Raw genomic sequence first — 19,662 nt, 5'->3', positions numbered from 1 at the left:
GTTCGCCGTGACCGCTGTTGTCCAACTTCAGTCCCATCGCTCCACCGACGCGGAGACCCTGTCCTCCGCACAACATCTCCTTGAGCTCGCACGCGGCAAAGGTGTGGACGATCGCCGCCGGTTGCTGCTTGGCATTGCGGCCCTGTGCGACGCGACCCCGCCCGGCGCCGAGGCCTCGCCCATTCTCGGCGAGATTTTTATGGTCATCGCCGGCCAGGCCGAACGCGATATCCGAAAAGCCCTGTCCGACAGCCTCGCCGCCGCCGAATGGGCCCCGCCCGCCCTCATCGCCATGCTGGCGCTCGATGAAATCGAGATCGCCCGCCCCGTCATCGCCCAGAGCCCGCTTCTGAAGGATCAGGACCTGCTGCGGGTCCTGGTCGAGGCCACCATCGAGCACCAGATCGAGGTCGCGCGCCGCCCCCGCATCAGCGGCCGGGTCGCCGACGCCATCATCGACCGCGGCGAACCCGCCAGCCTCACGGCGCTGGCCGGCAACAAGACCGCGGAAGTCAGCGAAGACGCCCTCGGCCGTCTGATCGAGCAGTCGCGCCGCATCGCCGCCCTGCGCGCGCCCCTGACCCGACACCCGCGCCTGAACGACGCCCTGGCGACGCAGCTCTATCAGTGGGTCGGCCAGTCCCTGCGCGAGGCCATCGGAGAGCGCTTCCGCGTCGACGAGACCCGACTGGCCGAAGCCATTGACGCCGTAACCCGATCCGTCGCCGCTCCGCCCAGCGCCGAGCCGCTCGGCATGGAACCCGCCGACGTCACCGATCACGAAGAGATGGAACGCCGTCTCGTCGCCAAGCTGCAGAGCGCCGGCCAGCTGCGCGCCGGCTTCCTGATCCGCGCCGTCCGCGAGAAACGCCTCAGCCTGTTTGAACACGGCATCGCGGCCTTGGGCGGCTTTCCGATCAGCCACATCCGCGCCGCGATCGTGCGCCCCAGCCCGGACGCCCTGTTTTTGGCCTGCGCCGCCGTGGGGATCGACCGCGCCGTCTTCCCGGCCGTACTCGAAGAAATCCGCAAGCTGAACGGCGGCTGGCCCGGTGACGGCGACGAAGGCTATGCGGGCCGCATGACCCTGCCGCCGTCCGCCGCCATGCGTGAATTCCGTGCCCTGATGGGCCACATCGGGGCCTGACGACCACGACGGCGTTTGACTTACCGGCCCGGCTCGGCTTCTCGTGAGCGGGTGAGTGTCGACCCCTCCTCCCTTCGAATCGCCTTTTGCGCCAGCGACCGGCCCGAGGCCGTGCAGGCTCGCGATCGCCTGACTGAACGTTACGGATCGGCGCCGGAGGCCCAGGCCGATGTCATCGTGGCCCTGGGCGGCGACGGCTTCATGCTGGAGACCTTGCACGCCAACCTGATGCGCAAGATTCCGGTCTACGGCATGAACAGGGGTTCCGTCGGCTTTCTGATGAACGACTACGACGAGGAGGCCCTGCCGGAGCGGATCGCCGCCGCCGGCCGCGCCGTCATCCACCCGCTGCAGATGGACGCCTGGACCGAGAGCGGCGCGGTGCATACCGGCCTGGCCATCAACGAGGTCTCCCTGCTGCGGCAGACACGCCAGTCGGCCAAGCTCAGGATCAGCGTCGACGGGAAGGTCCGGCTGGAGGAACTGGCCTGCGACGGCTGCATGGTCGCCACGCCCGCCGGTTCCACCGCCTACAATCTGTCGGCGCACGGCCCGATCATTCCGCTGGACGCGCGGATGCTGGCCCTGACGCCAATCAGCGCCTTCCGGCCGCGTCGCTGGCGCGGCGCCCTCCTGTCTCACCGCGCCAGGGTCGAGTTCGAGGTGCTGGAGGCCGACAAGCGCCCGGTCAGCGCCGTGGCGGACAGCCTGGAGATCCGCCGGGTCGTCAAGGTGGTGGTCAAGGAGCGACGTGACGTCGGCTTGACCATGCTGTTCGACGCCGGCCGCTCGTTTGAGGAACGCGTCCTCGCCGAACAGTTCACGGGGTAAGGCCTGACCCGGAAAAGTGCAGGCGGTTTTCCGATTGGCTCAGGACTCTGCATGCAGGTCACGGGTTCTTAAGAGCCCTCGTGCATCCTGAGATAGTCAGTCTTCAGGAGTTCATCGTGAGCAACCCGGCTCAGGTCATCCGTCCGCCCAACATGCTGCGCGCCAAGGTCGGCGGCGGTTTCGGCGGCATCAACGCCGACGCCATCGCCAGGGCCGAAGAGGCTCTCAAGGCGATGTCCGGCCAGTTCGGTCAGTGGCTCCAGGACGAGATCACCAAGCTCGACGCGGCCCAGGCCGCGATCCGCGCGGAGGGTTACAACAGCCAGACCGCCGAGGGCCTTTATTTCCGCGCCCACGACCTCAAGGGTCTCGGCGCCACCTATCAGTATCCGCTGGTCACGCGCCTCGCCGGCTCGCTGTGCAAGCTGATGGACGATCCCATCAAGCGGCTGGAAGCGCCGATGATGCTGATCGACGCCCACATCGACGCTATCCGGGCCGTCGTCCGCGACCAGATCCAGACCGACGACCACCCCACGGGCCGCGTCCTGGCGGAAACCCTCGAAGCAAAAGTCGCCGCGCACCGGGCGGGCTGACCCTTCCATCGGGATGTCGGGACCTTTTCGATATCTTCTGGCCCCTAACTAAAGTGGGAAGCCGGTGCTTATCGAATTGCCGCCTCCCTCAGGGTTTGCACCACTAGCGGCGCGATCTCGGCCCTGGCTTCGACCCCGTATAGGCGACTACGCGTGGTCCAGATCGACCCAGAGGGCCACCCTCCACTCAAGCGCCCTCCCTCCGGGAGAGGGGTTCTTGCGTCATACCCATCAACGGACGCCCGAATTCAGCTAACGAATTCAACGCTCCGATCTTTTGAGAGCCGTTTAACCAGGCGCCCTTCAAATCGGGCGTACACTCTCATCACCCGGTCTTTGACAATCCAAGTGAGCAGAAAGACCCCGTCGGACGAAGCGCCCCTCGGCTAACCCCCTGATTTTACTTAGCCCACGGTCCGTTTCGTCCGTTTCGTCAGGGTGTTTTACGTCCGGACAAACAGACGAAACCGGCGCTCAAGCAGCGAGCGACCGCGTCGCGAGCGGAAGCGCACTAAGAGAGCTTCAGGCCGCGTTCGCCGCCGTCATTCGAGCGGGGGGGCTGGTCGGCTGATCCAGCCGTTCCATCAGATAGGCCAGGTCATCCCTCGGCGCGTTCGGACGCTGGGTCAGGAACCGCTCCAGCATCCGCTCGCGGAAGGCCTCGCCTGACGTGTCCGCCCCTTCGGCCGACAGCTGACGCCAGGTGTCGACGCCGGCCCGGAACGCCTGGAACAGGCGCGGCGGCAGACCCGCGCGGTCGTAGATCGCCTTCAGGCCCAGCGGCCCGGCGTCATGCACCATCAGCCAGGCGCGCGGGTGCGGCGTCGACGACAGCTCGGCGACGCCGTGCTCGAACAGGGTCATCTTGCCCCGCGCCAGGGCCCGCAGCAGCAGCGACGCAGTCAGGGCCTTGCGCGCATTCAGCTGGGCCACGAACATCGGCAGGTCCGCGCTGGCGCCCGCCTGGTCGATCAGGTCCACCGTCGCGCGTTCACGGGCGAAGCTCGACAGGCGGATGGCGGTCTCGGGCGCCACGGCATGGCGGGTGATCAGATGCTCGCGCACCGCGTCGGACGCCAGGGCGACCAGCCGTTCGGTGATGCCCAGCGGCAGGACCTGGCGATAGGCCAGGGCGGCCACGACCTCGGGTGTCTGGCCGAACCGGTCGACCACCTTGCCCATCGCGCCTTCGGAAATGTCAGCGTTGTCGTTGGACGCCAGGGTCCGCACCGCCTGTTCGCAGCCGTCCGAGCTCAACACGTCCGCAAGGTCGCGCGACACGGTCGGGCGGGCGGCGATCGCGATCTGGCGCACGGCCGAACCGGCGCGCACGATCTCGATCAGGTCCTCGTCGGTGAAGACGGGCGAGGCGCCGATGACCGGGAGGGCGATGGAATCCACGTCCGCCGCCAGAATCCGCGCAACATCGCGCGGCAACAGGTCCGAACTCTTCAGCGTCACCGCCAGCGCCCGGCGAACCAGTTCGGCGGCGTCATTGGCCAGGACGCGCATGATCTTCTGCGCCGCCTCTCGGTCCTCGGCGGTCAGCTCTGCCCGGTCGATGCTGCGGCACAGCTTGTGCGCGGCCGAGGCGCGTTCGTCGTCATCGGTCGCCTTGATCAGGCGGCGGATGTCGAACTCGGTGAGGCGGGCGCGGTGAGCGGTCATGGGGCTTCTTCAGGCGAGTCGCGTTCGGACGACATCAGGGTGAGCCTGCAGGCTTAACGCCCGGTTTACTATGGGCGGATCACGCGCTCGATCCGGCTCCTGGGGAGAAGGCGCCGCCGAAACCGCCACCCTTGCCATCGCCATCCTGGCCCAGCAGCAGGGCGAGCAGGCTCTGGTCCTGTTTCAGCCGGTCCAGACGCGCCGCCAGGGCGGTGTCCTGCTCGCTCAACAGCGGCGCCGTCGGACCGACCGGCGCGACCGCCCCGCCGGACCCGGCCGTTCGCTGCAGGTTGGCGTGGACCTCGGCCACCGTCGCCGCCCGCCCGTCGCGATAGAAGATCGAGCGGTTCGCCGCCGCGGCCTGCGGGAACATGGCGACCGCGCTCGAGCCGGGCCGTGTCGCCATGGCCTCCATGATCTGAGCCGCGCCCGCCGGTCCCAGGAAGTGCGCCGCGTAGAGATCTCCGGCGCCCGGTTCGCTGCCTGTCCGACCCCGCAGATAGGCGGCGTTCGACGCCGTCAGCTCCCCCGCCATGGTCGAGGCGGCCTGTGGGTCGAAGCGAAGATCCAGCACCACGTTCCGCGCCGATCCCTCGACGCGCCAGCGCCCGTCCGAGCCGCGATGGATCAGGTCGGCGTACTGGCCGTATCCGTGCTTGGCTCCGTGCTGTTTGACGGTCGCGAGCCAGGTCTGTTCGATGAACTGGAACAGGCCGGACGCGGAAGACGTCGGCGCCCGCGCATTCGGATTGAACGAACTCTCCCGCCGCGCCGTCCGCATCAGGAAGTCGTAGTCCACGCCGGTGCTGCTAGAGGCGCGCCGAATCGCGGCCTCCACTCCTCCCGACGCTGGAATCGCTCCGACGGACATGCCCGGAAACTCGGAGATCATGGTTAATCGAGCGTTAATGTCGGTTAACGGCCACGCCCGGATGTCACACCGATAGCTGATCGACGTTCAGTCAGAAACCGTGGTTTCAGACGCCCCAATCCCGCCATGGACCGGGCGCGTCATTCTCCCATGGGTTGCTGGGGAGCGGCTTCTACGAGGGAGTGACGGCCATGATCATACAGACTGCAGGCGGCCCCGGACTGGTCAGCCCCATCGACTTCGGCGAGCGGCGAAAGCCCCTGCCCCCCGCGACATGGATCGCCGTCGGCATCGTCGCCCTGGCTCATGTGGGGGTCGGGACGGCGCTCTACTACCAGCGGTTCGAGCTGAAGATGCTGCCTGACCGAAGCGAGCCCCGCGTCATCGACGGCAGCGTGATCGTGCTCCACCGGGAGCCACCGCCGCCCGTGGTCACCCTGACGCCTCCAGCGCCGAACCCGCCAGTTCACCGCCCGGAGAGCCCGCCGACCAACGTCGAAACCCTGACGGCGGTCATTCCCGACATCCCGACGGCGGCGACCGGCCCTGTGATCAACACCACCGTCCTCGTCGATCCGACCACCGCGACCGGGACGGCCAGCGAGTCCGTGATCGAAGCGCCACGCGGCCCTCCGGTCATCCGCTCGCCGCAGTGGATCAGCCGCCCCACTGGCGAGCAGCTCACCCGCGCCTATCCCGACCGCGCCCTCGACGGCAGGGTCGCCGGCTCGGCCACCCTCAGCTGTCGTGTCCAGGCGGCGGGTACGGTCACGGGCTGCACCGTCGTCTCCGAAACGCCGGGCGGCTACGGTTTCGGCCGCTCGGCCCAGCAACTGGCCCGCTACTTCCGCATGAGCCCCCGGACGGTGGACGGCCAGGCGGTCGACGGCGCCCAGGTCACAATCGGCATCCGTTTCACCCTCCCGGAAGACTGAACCTCAGCGGGTCGAGGGCGGCGGCGTACGGACCGCGCGGCCGCCTTTCGATCCCGTCTGCCACGATCCGTCCGACCAGCGGCCCCAGCAGCCAGCCGTTCCGCCTCGGCGCCAGGGCCAGATGCAGTCCGCCCCCGACCGGCCCCGCCAGGGGCAGGCCGTCAGCGGTCGCGCCGCGCACGCCGCCGCGCCACTCGATCGTCTCAGGCGCTGCAAGCCCGGACAGCCGCGCGGCCACTTCGGCCAGCCTCGCCGACGCCGCCGGATCGGACGCCGTCTCACGGCTGCCGTGGACCATCGTCGCGCCGATCAGGGATCCGGCGGGCGCCGGCGTGAGATAGCCCCCGACGCCTCTCACCACCCGGTCGGTCAGGGACGCTTCGATCCGACCGATCTGGCCCGCGATCGGCTCGATCCGGTTGATGATGTCCGTGACCGCTTCAGGCAGACCCGCAAGAGCGGCGGCTGCTCCCGTGGCGATGATCAGTTGACGGGCTTCGACCCGGCAAGCCGTCGTCTCCACCCGCCAGCCTTCCGGGGCCCGGTCGACGCTCCGCGCTTCGGCGACGACGAACGCGGCACCCAGTCCCGATCGCAGGATCACGAGGGCCGTCTCCGCATCGATGCGCACATCGCCTTCGGCGCGGACGACATCGCCATCCGCCTGCACAGAGAAGCCAAGGCCGGTCAGGGTCTCCGCGACTGCTTTGGCATCGGCCCCGCGCCATTCCGCCGGTGTTCGATCCAGAACCAGTCCCGACTGCCCGGCGAAAGCGGGCCATAGCCCGGCCGCGTGTCTCAATAGGGCTGCACGTGCGGCATCCGCACCGTCCAGCTGGCTCTCGAACGCCGGCGCGATCATCCCCGCCGCGACCGACGAGGCATTCGGCCGCCCCGGATCGACCACGCGCACGTCATGCCCGCGCGAGGTCAGTTCGGCGGCGGCAGACAGGCCCAGCACGCCGGCCCCGATCACCACAATGTCACAGGAGATGTCCGCCACGGCCGGTCCTTCGACCGACCGGGCGGTGATTTCAAGCCTCGGAGGGCCTTGTCGTCACTCTGCCGCCAGTTCCGCCGCCTCGCGTTCGTCCTTCGCCGCGTCCAGACGGTCTACCAGGGCGTCGTGCTGACGCCACAAGGCGTTCGGCAGGCGCTCGGCGAACCGGGCGTAGAACTCCGGGATCAGTGCGGCCTCCTCGGACCAGACGTCCACATCGACGTCTAGCAGGGTCGCCAAGGCGGCGTCCGACAGCGACAGGCCTTCGAGGTCCAGCGCCGCCTGTGTCGGCACCCGGCCAACGGCGGTGTCAAGCGCCTCGGCCTTGCCGTCCAGACGCTCGAAAATCCACTTCAGGACGCGGGCGTTGTCGCCGAAGCCAGGCCACACGAAGCGACCGGCCTCGTCCTTGCGGAACCAATTGACGAAATAGATGCCCGGCAGCTTGGCCGGATCGGCCTTCTCGCCCAGCGCCAGCCAATGCGCGAAATAGTCGCCCATGTTGTAGCCGCAGAAGGGCAGCATCGCGAACGGGTCGCGGCGCAGCGTCCCGATGGCGTTCTCCGCCGCCGCCGTGCCCTCGGACGCCACTGTCGAGCCCATGAAAACCCCGTGCTCCCAGTCGAAGGCCTCGGTCACCAGAGGCACGGCGGAGGCGCGACGGCCGCCGAACAGGATGGCATCGATAGGTACACCCTTGGGGTCTTCCCACTCCGGAGCGATGGTCGGGCACTGGGACGCGGGCGCCGCGAAGCGGGCGTTCGGGTGGGCGGCGGGTTCGCCCGAGGCCGGGTCATGCGGCTGACCCTTCCAGTTGGTCATGCCCTCGGGCGTTTCCTTGGTGAGGCCTTCCCACCAGACGTCGCCGTCGGCCGTCAGGGCCGTATTGGTGAAGACGGTGTTGGTCGCGAGCGTCGCCAGGGCGTTCTGGTTGGTGTTGCGGCTCGTGCCCGGGGCGACGCCGAAGAAGCCGGCCTCCGGATTCACGGCGTACAGACGTCCGTCATCGCCGAACCTCATCCAGGCGATGTCGTCGCCGATGGTCTCGGCCTTCCAGCCGGGGATCGAGGGCTGCAGCATGGCCAGGTTGGTCTTGCCGCAGGCGCTGGGGAAGGCGGCCGCCACGTATTTGGCCTGGCCCTCAGGGCTCGTCAGCTTGAGGATCAGCATATGCTCGGCCAGCCAGCCCTCATCGCGGGCCATGACCGAGGCGATGCGCAGGGCGTAGCATTTCTTGCCCAGCAGGGCGTTGCCGCCATAGCCCGAGCCATAGGACCAGATCTCGCGTGTCTCGGGGTAGTGAACGATCCACTTGTCGTCGTTGCAGGGCCAGGACACGTCGGCCTGACCCTCGGCCAGCGGGGCACCTAGGGTGTGCACGGCGGGCACGAAGACGCCGTCCTCGCCCATCAGGTCCAGCACCGGCTGGCCCATGCGGGTCATGATGCCCATCGATATGGCGACATAGCCGCTGTCGGTGATCTCGACGCCAAGGGCGCTGAGATCGGAGCCCAGCGGGCCCATCGAGAAGGGCACGACGTACAGGGTGCGGCCAGCCATGCAGCCGTCGAACAGGCCGTTCAGGCGGGCGCGCATCTCGACCGGATCGGCCCAGTTGTTGGTCGGGCCGGCGTCGATCTCTTCGGCCGAGCAGATGAAGGTGCGGCTTTCGACGCGGGCGACATCCTTGGGGTCCGAGGCGGCGTAATAGCTGCCGGGGCGTTTCGCCTGGTCGAGGGCTTTCAGCGTACCCTTGTCGACCAGGTCGGCGATGATCGCGGCCTTTTCAGCCTCCGAGCCGTCGCACCAGTGGACGCGCGCAGGCTTCGTCAGCGCGGCGATCTGTTCGACCCAGGCGAGCAGGGCCTGGTGACGGGTCGGTGCCGGGCGAAGGCCCGGTACAGCGGTGCTGGAATCCACGCGAACTCTCCTGATGCGCGGCCCGGCTGGTCTGTCGCCGCCGTGGCCTCTCCCTAGTGTTACAGAACCTCACGGACTGTAACGGCGCAAAGACACCTCGGGCAACGCAACGTCAACCGCTGCAAGATTTCGCCCCGCGTCATCGTGACCACGCACGCCTATGGGCCGAATCCGGTCGCGCTTCCCGCCGGGCGGCTGTATCCCGAGCCTGTGCAGACGCTCGATTCCGTCCAGACCGCCGCTTCGCAAGGCGCCCTCGCCTCGCCCGCCGTGGCCCGCAACGCCGCGCCCATCCTCGCGGTGCTGTGCGCCCACCTGCCCGCCCGCGCCCGCGTGCTGGAGATCGCGTCCGGCTCGGGCGAGCACGCGATCGCCTTCGCCCGCGCCCTGCCCGCGACGACCTGGACGCCCAGCGACCCGTCGCCGGAGGCCCGCGCCAGCATCACCGCCTGGAGGGCGGAGGCCGCGCTGGCGAACCTGAACCCTCCGCTCGAACTGGACGCCGCCGAACCGAACGCGTGGCCCGAGGTCGACGCCCAGGTCGTCTTCTGCGCCAACATGATCCACATCAGCCCGTGGGCGGCGACCCAGGGGCTGATGGCCGGCGCAGGACGCATCCTGCCCGAGCCGGGCGGCCTTCTCGTGCTCTACGGCCCCTACCGCGAGGCCGAGGTTCCGCTCGCCCCATCCAACGCCACCTTTGACGACAGCCTGAAATCGCGCGATCCGGCGTGGGGCCTGCGCGAGCTCGACGAGGTTGTGGCGCTCGCCAGGGTCCACCGCCTTGATCTGACCCGTCGGATCGAGATGCCCGCCAATAACCTGATGCTTCTTTTCCGCCGCGTCTGACCGGAGTTTCGACCATGAAAGCCCTTTTCCTGGCCCTGGCCCTCGCGGTCGTCGCCCCCGCCGCCCTGGCCCAGACCACGCCAGGCCTCTCCAAACAGGCCAGCCCGCCATCCTATGGAGCGCCGATCTCGCTGACGGCTGCCGAGGCGCTGATCGACCGGGCGGTCACGGCGGCGCGCGCCGGCGGCCATCGGATGGCCGTCGCCATCGTGGAGCCGAACGGGGAGCTGGTCGCCTTCGTCCGCATGGACGACACCCAGTACGGCTCCATCCTGATCGCCCAGCGCAAGGCCTGGACGGCCGCCCGCTACCGCCTCGCCACCTCGACCATGGAGGAGCGGACCCTGGCCGGGCGCACGGTCACCCTGGCCAATGACGACGCCCTGCCGATCGCCGGCGGCATTCCGATCGTCGTCAACGGCCATGTCGTCGGCGCCATCGGCGTGTCGGGCGCCTCGGCCGCCGAGGACGCCGCCGTCGCCACCGCCGCCCTCGCGGCCGACTGACGCCTTGGCCTTCTCACGCACCTACGACGGCGCCGAGCCCAGCCGGATCAACAAATGGCTGGGCCAGACGGGCGTCTGTTCGCGTCGAGAGGCCGACGCCCTGATCGCCGACGGCCTGGTCTCTATCGACGGAGAGGTGGTCGCCGACGCGGGCCGCAAGATCGAGCCGGGTCAGACCCTGACCCTGTCCGACCGGGCCGAGAGCGCTCTGGCGGCGGGCGTCACCATCGTGATGCACAAGCCGCTGGGCTATGTCTCCGGCCAGCCGGAGCCGGACAAGATCCCGGCCGTGCGGTTGCTGACCGACGCCAACCGGATCGGCGAGGGCGTTACGCCCGCCGCCGACGCCTCCCTGCCCCCCATCGGCCGGCTGGACGAGGATTCGCGCGGGCTGCTGATGCTGTCCTCGGACGGGGTGGTGGCCAAGGCGGTGATCGGGCCGGAGTCGCGGCTGGACAAGGAATACCTGGTCCGCGTCGCCGGAGATGTGACCGAGAAGAAGCTCAACCTGCTGCGCCACGGCATCATGTTGGACGGGCGGCAGCTCAAGCACGCGCGCGTGTCGCGGATGGAGCAGCAGCGCCTGCGGTTCATCCTGACCGAGGGCCGCAACCGGCAGATCCGACGCATGTGCGAACATGCTGAACTCGATGTCATCGACTTGATCCGTGTACGGATCGGGCCGATCCAGCTGGACAATCTGCCTGAGGGCGCCTGGCGGATGCTGACGGCCGAGGAGCGGGTGGCGCTGGTGGGCTGATCGTCCAGACTCCTGAAAACGGAGTCCAGATAGTTCGTAGAGTCTGGGAACGACCCGGACTCAAAAACACAGTCCGAAGCGTCCGAAGAGACCGAAGCGGTCGGATCGGTCGACCAGCTTGCACCGTTTGGACGTTTCAAAGACCGTTCGGGCAAGCTGGTGACCGGGTCACGAGAGCACAAGACCGCGTGAGGAATTATTTCCTTTCACGTCACTCTTTCCATGCATCCCTCCCTAGACCACCGCTGTCGGCGTAGCGAGAGCGGGCGGCCGGGTCCAGCCCGACCGCCCACCCCTTGGCTCAGGCGTCATTGGCGCGGGCGGCCGGCTCAGTGGCACGACGTTCCATGTCCGCCGCCTGACCGGGCATCCTGCGGCCGGCAGCCTGTAGCTCGGCATCGGTGACCGTGTTGCCGCGCGCCGCGTTCTCGCGGATCTGTCGGGCGCGGTAGGCCGGATCCTCCAGACGGCGGCTCTCCTGTCTCAGCTGCTCGGCGCCGCGACGCAGGTTCTCGACGCCCATCCGCATGTTGACGCGGGCGTTGGCGCGGGCCTCGCGGGCGCCTGCCATGGCGACACGGGCCTGGGCCCGGGCGCGTTCGGCGGAGCGGCGACCCTCGGCGGCGTGGGTCAGACCGATCTGGCGGGCCTGTTCGCCGGCGGCGCGGGCGTGGTCGCCGGCGATGCGGACGGATTCGGCGTGGGCGCGCATAACGGCGGCGTGGCTGCGGTCGGCCTCGGCGCGAGTGCGGGCGTCTTCAGCGAAGGCGCGTTGCTCGGTGGCGTGGGCACGGGCCTCCATCGCTGCCTGTCGGGCCTCGACGGCGGCCTGGCGGGCTTCTTCGACGTACTGGCGTTCTTCCGGCGTCAGTTCCTCCCAGCTACGGCCGTTGTAGCTGAAGACATGCTGGCCGTTCTGGCTGGGCGGGGCCGGCGGAACGGGCGGCAAAGGCGGCGCCGGTGGCGCGATCATGCGGAAGGGCGCGGGCGGAGCCGGAGGCGCCGGCGGTGCGACCATCGCGGGCGGAGCCGGAGGTGCGGGCGGTGCGGGCGGGGCCGGCGGGGCGAACCCGAAGGCCGCGAGATTGAAGAAGCCGCGAGGCGTTTCAACGGCCGGAGCGGCGTCCGTCCTCGGCGCGGCAGCCTGGGCGATGGTGGAAGCGGCCGCGACGGCGGCTGAGGCGGCCTGGGTCGTCTTGGGGCTCCGCGAATGCAGCTCCAGAGCGGCGATGGGGGTGGCCACGGCGGTCAGTACGGCGACGGCGGTCAGGATGACGGCCGGGCGACGTGCGGGGGACTTGTCGGTCATCAGGGTTGCGATCCTTCGTTTCAGGGAGCGGCCGTCGCCCGCCATCGCGGTTGCGGCCAAAGACGTGGTTTGTGGATCCGGGGCGGCGGCGAGGCCGATCAGGGCGCGGGCATAGGCGTGACGATCCACCTGTCCGACGGCGACGGCGTCGGCCGCCTCCTCGGAGCGTTCGATCAGACTGCGATGCAGCATCCAGATCAGGGGATTGAACCAGAGCAGGGCCAGGGCCAGCCGCGACAGGACCAGGAAGAGCCAGTCGCGACGACGGATGTGGGCCATCTCATGGGCCATGACGGCGGCGGCCGTCTGGGGCCGGGACAGGGTTGCGGGGTCGATCAGGACGGCGCCGGGCGGCAGGCCCCAGCTCAGCGGGCTGGCGATCCGGTCGCTGGATCTCAGCAGGGGACGGGCGGCAGGCGCGAGCGTCCGCAGGGCCTCGGTCCAGACCTCGGACTTCACGGGCTTGCCGGCCCCGGTCCAGCGCGAGAGGGTCCAGACCCCGGCCGCGAACCGGCCGGCGACGATCAGGGCCCCGATGGTCCAGGCCAGGGCCAGGGTCTGTCCCAGCGACGGCAGCAAGAGGGCGCCGGAGACGGTGACCCCCTCGACCGGATGCAGGTCGCCGCTCCACAGGGCGAGCGGCGTGGCGGCCTGGGCAGGCACGGGGAGCAGGGCGAAGTTCAGCGCCGGGCCGAAGGTCATCAGCACCGGCAGTGCCAGCAGGATGCAGACCGTGGCGCGAAGCACATCGACCCGGTCGACGGCACGGCGCGCAACGAGATGGGACAGGGCCAGACCCAGGCCGGCGACGACCGACGACTTGGCCAGCAGGGCGACCAGAAGGGCGGCGCTCATTGCTCGCGCTCCCGCGCCGCGTCGAGAAGCTTTTCCAGGGCCGCGATTTCGGTCGGCTTCAGCGGTTCGCCCATGCCAAGCAGGGCGGTGGCGGCGCTGGCGGCGGAGCCGGCGAAGAAGGTGTCGACCATCCGCTTCAGGGCGCCGGCGGCGACGGTCTCAGTGCGGGGTACGGGCCGATAGTCGAACCCGTCCCCGCCCGCCGCCCGCGATACCAGCCCGCGATCTTCCAGTCGCTTCAGCAGGGTTCGAACGGCGGAGTCGCTCAATGTATCGGGCATGGCCGCGCGCACGGCGGCGGCGGTCGCGACATCGAGGCGACAGAGGAGTTCGAACACCTCTCGCTCCCGCCTCGGCAAGCCTTCGATCATCGCACCCTCTCCCGATCCGGTCCGCTACATTTGTAGCGTTACATATGTAGCGGATTGGGGCGGGATTGGGGCGGCGAAATGAAGACTTGGACAGACGTCGATCAGGCGGCCGGGGCGTCCAGCGAAGCCATGTCGATAACGAAGCGATAGCGGACGTCGGACTTTTCCATCCGATCGAAGGCGTGGTTGATCTCGTCCATCCGGATCATCTCGACGTCGGGATGGATGTTCTTCTCGGCGCAGAAATCGAGCATCTCCTGGGTCTCGCGGATGCCGCCGATGGGCGAACCCGAGACGCGACGGCGAGCCATCAGCAGCGGAAGGGTCGACATCTCTTCCATCGGACCCAGCTGGCCGACGATGACCAGGGTGCCGTCGATGTCGAGCAGCGGCATATAGGGGTTGAGGTCGTGCTTTACCGGCACGGTGTCGATGATCAGGTCCAGGCTGTTCGCCGCCGCCTTCATCGCCGCCTTGTCGGACGAGACCAGCAGTTCATGCGCGCCCAGTTCCTTCGCATCCGCCTCCTTGTCGGCCGAGCGGCTGAGGACGACGACATGGGCGCCGAGGCCGGCGGCCAGCTTGACCGCCATGTGGCCGAGACCGCCCAGGCCGATGACGCCGACACGGGTGCCTGCCTTGACGCCCCAGGTCTTCAGCGGCGACCAGGTGGTAATGCCGGCGCACAGCAGGGGCGCGGCCTTGGCGATGTCGAGCGCGTCCGGCACCGACAGGACGAACTCCTCGCGCACCACAAGGTGCTTGGAATAGCCGCCGTAGGTCGGCTCTCCGGTCACCCGGTCCTTGCCGTTGTAGGTCTGGGTGTTGCCGTGGCGGCAGAGCTGCTCCTCGCCCTTGTCGCACTGGTCGCAATGCTGGCAGCTGTCGACCATACAACCGACGCCGACGCGATCGCCCTCCTTGAACTTCGTGACCTCGGGGCCGACAGCGGTGACGACGCCGATGATCTCGTGGCCCGGCACGATCGGATAGGACGAGAAGCCCCAGTCGTTGCGGGCCTGGTGCAGGTCGGAGTGGCAGACGCCGCTGTACAGGATCTCCATGGCGACGTCGTTCGCGCGCAGCTCGCGTCGATCGAACTCCCACGGGGCCAGAGGGGTCGTGGTCGAATGGGCGGCGTATCCGATGGTCTTCATGGGGCGATCCTTGAACGGCTGGCGCGGCGTCGGCGCATGGCCGACCCGTGGATGGTTCAAGGATAGGCCGCGACTGACCGCCCGATTACCCGCTATAATCGGCATGATCCTATGAATGGAGATCATCAATGAAGCGGGACGAACTCGGCGATCTCGCCGCCTTCCTGGCCGTGGCCGAAGAGCGCAGCTTCACCCGGGCTGCGGGGCGGCTGGGCCTGTCGCAGTCGGCGCTCAGCCATACGATCCGACGGCTTGAAGCCCGTCTGGGCCTTCGTCTGCTGCTGCGCACGACCCGCAGCGTCGCCCCGACCGAGGCAGGCGAGCGGCTGGTCGAGACGCTGCGCCCGGCCTTCGACACCATCAACGCCCGCATCGACGCCCTCAGCGAATTGCGTGACCGGCCCGCCGGAACCATCCGCATCACATCGGGCGAGCATGCCGCCCATACGGTGCTGTGGCCGGCGCTTCAGCGGCTGCTGCCGTCCTATCCGGACATCACCGTGGAGATCGCCACCGACTACCGCATGGTCGATCTGGCAGAAGGACGGTTCGACGCGGGCGTGCGGTTGGGCGAACACCTCGCCGACGACATGATCGCCGTGCCGATCGGGCCGGACATGCGAATGGTGGTCGTCGGCTCGCCCGCCTATTTCTCCGGGCGACCGGTCCCGCAGACCCCGCACGACCTGACGGCTCACGTCTGCATCAACCTGCGCCTGCCGACGCGTGGCGGCCTCTATGTCTGGGAGTTCGAGAAGGACGGCCGACCGCTGAACGTCCGCGTCGACGGCCCCCTGATCGTCAACGACATGAACCTGATGGTTCAGGGGGCGCTGTCCGGCCTCGGACTGTCCATCGTGATGGAGGATCAGGTCTGGGCGGAGGTCGCCGACGGCCGGCTGATAAGGGTGCTGGAGGACTGGTCCCCGCCCTTCCCGGGCTACCACCTCTACTATCCCAGCCGACGCCAGCCGACGCCGGCCTTCACCGTCCTCATCGAGGCCCTGCGCTATCGCCAATGACCCGAGAACCGATCATCCGCCGAGGAGAAGCCGCCGTTCAGATCAGGGGGCGGGAATCCAGCGACGGTCTTCGAGCAGGGCGATGATCCGCTCGGCGGCCGTGTCGGGGGTGAGCGCGAGCGTATCGAGGACCAGGTCGGGGTCGGACGGCGGCTCGTAGGACGAACCGACGCCGGTCAGGTCGGCGATGACGCCGGCATCGGCCCGGGCATACAGGCCCTTGGGGTCGCGCGCGCGGCAGGTGTCCAGAGGGGCGTCGACGAAGATTTCAAGGAAGCCGTTCGCGGGCAGACGGTCACGGACGGCCTGGCGCGCCGTTTCGCTGGGCGAGACGAAGGCGCAGAGACTGATCACGCCGCCTTCCGCGAACAGACGCGCCACTTCGCCCGCCCGGCGCACGTTCTCGGCCCGGTCCTCCGGCGAGAAGCCGAGGTCCCGGTTCAGGCCGTGGCGCAGATTGTCGCCGTCTAGCAGGACCGTCCTTATGCTCCGTCCGTGGAGTTTGCGCTCCAGGGCCGTGGCCAGGGTCGACTTGCCTGCACCGGGCAGACCCGTGAGCCAGATGGCGCCGCCCTCGTGGCCGTTCAGGCGCGACCGGTCACGCCTCGAGACCGCCTCGGCGGTCGGATAGATGTGCCTCGCCCGACCCAGGGCGGCCCGGGCCACGCCCGCCGCCGCGACGGCGCCGGTTTCCCTGTCGATCAGGGTAAGGCCGCCCATGGCCGGATCGTCCGTGAACGGATCGAAGGCAACCGGCGACGGCAGCGTCAGTTCGGCGGCGGCGATCTCGTTCAGGCTCAGACCCGCTGCATGGCCGGCCTCGGCCTCCGCCAATGCGATCTTCACCGGCGAGGTCCGGCCTCCGATGCGGATCCTGTAGGCGCGGTTGGGGGTGAAGGCCTGGTCGTCCATCCACAGCAAACTGGCCGAGAACCGGTCCGCCGAGGTCGGCCGGGCATGAGGCAGGGCCAGGACGTCGCCGCGCGCCACATCGACCTCCTCCTTGAGTACAAGGGTCACCGCGTCGCCGGCCTCGGCCGAGGTCCGGTCCCCCTCCCAGGTCACGATGCGCGAGACGGTCGCCGTCTTGCCGGACGGACTGACCACGATCTGGTCGCCGGCGCGGACGCGGCCCGACGCCACCGTTCCGGCATAGCCGCGGAAGCTGTGGTCGGGGCGATTGACGTACTGGACGAGGAAGCGGAACGGCCGCGACAGGCGGTTGTCCTCGACCGGCAGGCTCTCGAGCGCCTCGATCAGGGTCGGCCCCTCGAACCACGACAGCCGGGATGCGCGGCGGACAACATTATCCCCCAGACGCGCGCTGATCGGGACGGCGGTGACGGACCGGAAGGCGAGACCCGCCGCGAAGGCGGCGTAGGCGGAGGCGATGGTTTCGAAGACCGAGGGATCGTAGTCGACCCGGTCGATCTTGTTCACCGCCAGGATGACGTGGCGGATCCCGAACAGGGAGACGATACGGCTGTGACGCTCGGTCTGGGCCGTGACGCCCCGCGACGCATCGACCAGGATGACGGCCGCGTCGCACCCGGACGCGCCGGTCGCCATGTTGCGGGTATACTGCTCATGGCCGGGGGTGTCGGCGACGATGAAGTTGCGGCGGGCCGTCGAGAAATAGCGATGGGCCACGTCGATGGTGATGCCCTGTTCGCGCTCGGCCTCGAGCCCGTCCAGCAGCAGGGCGAAATCCAGACCGTCGCCCGCCGTGCCGAAGCGGCGGCTGTCGCGCTCAAGCGCGGCGAGCTGGTCGTCCGCGATCTGGCCGGTGTCATACAGGAGGCGGCCGATCAGGGTAGACTTGCCGTCATCGACCGAACCGCAGGTCAGGAACCGCAGGTGATCGCGCCCCGCCAGATCGGGAACGGGGTCGGGAACGGGAACGATCCGGGACAAGGGTACGACTTCGCCGTCCATCAGAAATAGCCCTCGCGCTTCTTGCGCTCCATCGAGGCGGTCTCGTCGGCATCGATCAGCCGGCCCTGGCGCTCGGAGGACCGGCTGGAGCGGAGTTCCGCGATGACGGAGTCGATGTCGGCGGCGTCCGACTCCACGGCGGCCGAGAGCGGGTAGCAGCCGAGCGAACGGAAGCGCACACGGCGTCGCTGCGGAACCTCGCCGGCCTGCAGCGGCAGACGCTCGTCGTCGCGCACGATCAGGGCGCCGTTGCGCTCGACGACCGGCCGCAGGGCGGAGAAATAGAGGGGGACCACCGGGATGGCCTCGATCCGCGTGTATTCCCAGACATCGAGCTCGGTCCAGTTCGACAGGGGAAACACCCGCAGGGATTCTCCGGGCTGGAGGGCCGAGTTCCAGAGCTTCCACAGCTCGGGCTTCTGGCGGCGCGGATCCCAGGTGTGGCCGGGACCACGCACAGAGAAGATCCGCTCCTTGGCCCGGCTTTTCTCCTCGTCGCGCCGGGCTCCGCCGAAGGCGACGTCGAAGCCGTGCAGGTCCAGCGCCTGTTTGAGCGCATCCGTCTTCATGACCTGGGTATGCAGCGACGATCCCGAGGCGACGGGGCTGACGCCACGCTCCACGCCGGCCCGATTGATGTGGACCATCAGGCGGACGCCATAGGTTTCGGCGACCGTATCCCGATGCCGGATCATGTCGCGGAACTTCCAGGTCGTGTCGATGTGGAGCAGCGGGAACGGAGGCGGAGCGGGATAGAAGGCCTTGGCGGCGAGGTGCAGCAGGACGCCGGAGTCCTTGCCGATCGAATACAGCATCACCGGGTTGCGTGCGGTGGCGGCGACCTCGCGGAAGATCTCGATCGCCTCGGCCTCCAGACGCCTGAGGTGGGGCGATAGCCGTCCGATCGGCGCCAGGGGCGCGGATGACGTGGGGGTCGGAAGAATGAGGGGTGCGGCAAGGGTCATGGAAGCCTCGTGGATGCCCCAGTCAAACCCCACCGGTGCGGCCTGGGTCGAACGATTTGATCTCGGTGAGGCCGATAGTTTTTCTTACCCATCATCCGACGAAGGCCCGTTCGAGGACGTAGTCCCCGGGCGCCGCGTTGGAGCCCTCCGTCAGCCCCGCCCGCTCAAGCAGGGCCGACACATCCCGGATCATGGCCGTCGATCCACACAACATGGCGCGATCGGTTGCGGGGGCAAAGCCGGGGTCGAGGCCCAGATCGGAGAACAGGGCGCCATCCTCGATTCGTCTCGTGATCCGTCCCGGCCGCTCGAACGGTTCGCGCGTGACGGTCGGATAGTAGAACAGCCGCCCCCGGGCGAGGTCGCCGACCAGGGGATCGTCGAATATGTCGCGCGCCAGGAAGGTTCGGTAGGCCAGGTCCTGCACCTGTCGAACGGTGTGGGTCACGACGATCTGGTCGAACCGCGCCCAGGCTTCCGGCTCGCGCAGCACGCTCAACCAGGGCGCCAGACCTGTCCCGCTGGCGATCAGGAACAGTCGCCGGCCAGGGGTCAGGGCGTCCAGCACCAGGGTGCCGGTCGGCTTGCGGCCCAGCAGGATCCTGTCTCCGGCGGCCAGCCGTCCGAGCCGCGAGGTCAGGGGGCCGGCGGGAACCTGGATGGAGAAAAACTCGAGCGCGTCCGCCCAGCCCGGGCTGGCGATCGAATAGGCCCTCAGCGTCGGCTTGCCCGTTCCGTCCTCGGCCGGGAGGCCGAGCATGACGAACTCGCCGGAGCGAAACCGGAAGCTCTCCGGTCGCTCGACCGCGAAGCTGAACAGCCGGTCGGTCCAGCGCCGGGTCCACAGGATGCCGGGCTCATGCCAGGCGGAAGCGGCGGCGGGACGGGCGGGCGCAAGGGTGTCGGTCATGGCGATCCTTCAGGCAGGACCTCGCCCATAGGAGACGGCGTCGCCGGAGCGCGAA

At 68.9% G+C, this 19,662-nt stretch carries 18 protein-coding genes; 8 read left to right on the top strand and 10 right to left on the bottom strand.

What is annotated here, in order from left to right; all coding sequences use genetic code 11:
• The first annotated feature begins 7 nt into the window (after positions 1-7).
• From ACP7AU_RS00605 to ACP7AU_RS00595, 3 genes are all read left to right on the top strand, one after another.
• Entirely contained in the window at positions 8-1,147 is a 1,140-nt protein-coding gene (locus ACP7AU_RS00605) for a DUF2336 domain-containing protein (protein ID WP_426050199.1), read from the top strand.
• Between the two features lie 51 nt (positions 1,148-1,198).
• Positions 1,199-1,978: an NAD kinase gene (locus ACP7AU_RS00600; RefSeq protein WP_426035163.1), complete on the top strand. Its 780-nt coding sequence runs from the start codon at positions 1,199-1,201 to the stop codon at positions 1,976-1,978.
• Between the two features lie 116 nt (positions 1,979-2,094).
• Positions 2,095-2,574: an Hpt domain-containing protein gene (locus tag ACP7AU_RS00595; protein ID WP_426035161.1), complete on the top strand. Its 480-nt coding sequence runs from the start codon at positions 2,095-2,097 to the stop codon at positions 2,572-2,574.
• 522 nt (positions 2,575-3,096) lie between these two features.
• On the opposite strand, the gene ACP7AU_RS00590 is transcribed toward ACP7AU_RS00595, so the two are convergent.
• Positions 3,097-4,242 (bottom strand): DUF2336 domain-containing protein, encoded by a 1,146-nt coding sequence (locus tag ACP7AU_RS00590; protein ID WP_426050198.1) that lies wholly within the window; start codon positions 4,240-4,242, stop codon positions 3,097-3,099.
• A gap of 79 nt (positions 4,243-4,321) precedes the next feature.
• Positions 4,322-5,113, bottom strand: coding sequence for a transglycosylase SLT domain-containing protein (locus ACP7AU_RS00585; protein WP_426036043.1), 792 nt, complete (start codon positions 5,111-5,113; stop codon positions 4,322-4,324).
• A gap of 191 nt (positions 5,114-5,304) precedes the next feature.
• On the opposite strand from ACP7AU_RS00585, the gene ACP7AU_RS00580 reads away from it, so the two are divergent.
• On the top strand, positions 5,305-6,048 hold the full coding sequence (locus ACP7AU_RS00580) for a TonB family protein (protein ID WP_426035159.1): 744 nt from the start codon (positions 5,305-5,307) through the stop codon (positions 6,046-6,048).
• On the opposite strand, the gene ACP7AU_RS00575 is transcribed toward ACP7AU_RS00580, so the two are convergent.
• Both ACP7AU_RS00575 and ACP7AU_RS00570 read right to left on the bottom strand, forming a co-directional pair.
• A complete protein-coding gene (locus tag ACP7AU_RS00575; RefSeq protein WP_426050197.1) occupies positions 6,029-7,051 on the bottom strand; it encodes an NAD(P)/FAD-dependent oxidoreductase in 1,023 nt (340 codons plus the stop codon). The two genes, ACP7AU_RS00580 and ACP7AU_RS00575, sit on opposite strands and share 20 nt — an antisense overlap.
• A 54-nt stretch (positions 7,052-7,105) precedes the next feature.
• A complete protein-coding gene (locus ACP7AU_RS00570) occupies positions 7,106-8,968 on the bottom strand; it encodes a phosphoenolpyruvate carboxykinase (GTP) (protein WP_426035155.1) in 1,863 nt (620 codons plus the stop codon).
• 144 nt (positions 8,969-9,112) lie between these two features.
• On the opposite strand from ACP7AU_RS00570, the gene ACP7AU_RS00565 reads away from it, so the two are divergent.
• The 3 genes from ACP7AU_RS00565 to ACP7AU_RS00555 are packed head-to-tail and all read left to right on the top strand — an operon-like array spanning position 9,113 to position 11,083.
• Positions 9,113-9,817 carry a DUF938 domain-containing protein gene (locus ACP7AU_RS00565; RefSeq protein WP_426050196.1) on the top strand — a complete coding sequence of 235 codons (705 nt, stop codon included), beginning with the start codon at positions 9,113-9,115 and terminating at the stop codon, positions 9,815-9,817.
• Positions 9,818-9,831: 14 nt separating this feature from the next.
• Positions 9,832-10,323, top strand: a complete 492-nt coding sequence (locus tag ACP7AU_RS00560) for a GlcG/HbpS family heme-binding protein (protein WP_426035151.1) — start codon at positions 9,832-9,834, stop codon at positions 10,321-10,323.
• A 4-nt stretch (positions 10,324-10,327) separates the two neighbouring features.
• Positions 10,328-11,083: a pseudouridine synthase gene (locus ACP7AU_RS00555; RefSeq protein ID WP_426035149.1), complete on the top strand. Its 756-nt coding sequence runs from the start codon at positions 10,328-10,330 to the stop codon at positions 11,081-11,083.
• A gap of 301 nt (positions 11,084-11,384) precedes the next feature.
• Here ACP7AU_RS00555 and ACP7AU_RS00550 read toward each other — a convergent pair whose 3' ends face one another.
• From ACP7AU_RS00550 to ACP7AU_RS00540, 3 genes are all read right to left on the bottom strand, one after another.
• The gene (locus ACP7AU_RS00550; RefSeq protein ID WP_426050195.1) at positions 11,385-13,247 is read right to left on the bottom strand and encodes a M56 family metallopeptidase; all 1,863 of its coding nucleotides are present in this window, start codon (positions 13,245-13,247) and stop codon (positions 11,385-11,387) included.
• Positions 13,244-13,585 (bottom strand): BlaI/MecI/CopY family transcriptional regulator, encoded by a 342-nt coding sequence (locus tag ACP7AU_RS00545; protein ID WP_426050194.1) that lies wholly within the window; start codon positions 13,583-13,585, stop codon positions 13,244-13,246. Before ACP7AU_RS00545 ends, ACP7AU_RS00550 begins: the two co-directional genes overlap by 4 nt.
• A gap of 134 nt (positions 13,586-13,719) precedes the next feature.
• Positions 13,720-14,775, bottom strand: a complete 1,056-nt coding sequence (locus ACP7AU_RS00540) for an NAD(P)-dependent alcohol dehydrogenase (protein WP_426035143.1) — start codon at positions 14,773-14,775, stop codon at positions 13,720-13,722.
• A 128-nt stretch (positions 14,776-14,903) separates the two neighbouring features.
• Between ACP7AU_RS00540 and ACP7AU_RS00535 the strand changes: the two genes are divergently transcribed.
• The gene (locus ACP7AU_RS00535; RefSeq protein ID WP_426035141.1) at positions 14,904-15,797 is read left to right on the top strand and encodes a LysR family transcriptional regulator; all 894 of its coding nucleotides are present in this window, start codon (positions 14,904-14,906) and stop codon (positions 15,795-15,797) included.
• Positions 15,798-15,839: 42 nt separating this feature from the next.
• Here the strand turns inward: ACP7AU_RS00535 and cysC are convergent, their stop codons facing one another.
• The 3 genes from cysC to ACP7AU_RS00520 form a co-directional block, all read right to left on the bottom strand.
• Positions 15,840-17,732, bottom strand: a complete 1,893-nt coding sequence (cysC, locus tag ACP7AU_RS00530; RefSeq protein WP_426050193.1) for an adenylyl-sulfate kinase — start codon at positions 17,730-17,732, stop codon at positions 15,840-15,842.
• Entirely contained in the window at positions 17,732-18,697 is a 966-nt protein-coding gene (cysD, locus tag ACP7AU_RS00525) for a sulfate adenylyltransferase subunit CysD (protein ID WP_426050192.1), read from the bottom strand. The genes cysC and cysD overlap by 1 nt, the downstream gene beginning before the upstream one ends.
• A 91-nt stretch (positions 18,698-18,788) precedes the next feature.
• A complete protein-coding gene (locus ACP7AU_RS00520; protein ID WP_426050191.1) occupies positions 18,789-19,607 on the bottom strand; it encodes a ferredoxin--NADP reductase in 819 nt (272 codons plus the stop codon).
• Between the last annotated feature and the right edge of the window lie 55 nt (positions 19,608-19,662).

The sequence above is a fragment of the Brevundimonas sp. SL161 genome, from assembly GCF_049896985.1.
GTDB lineage: Bacteria > Pseudomonadota > Alphaproteobacteria > Caulobacterales > Caulobacteraceae > Brevundimonas.
Note: the sequence above shows the minus strand (reverse complement) of the source record. Positions and strands in the feature narration are given on the sequence as shown.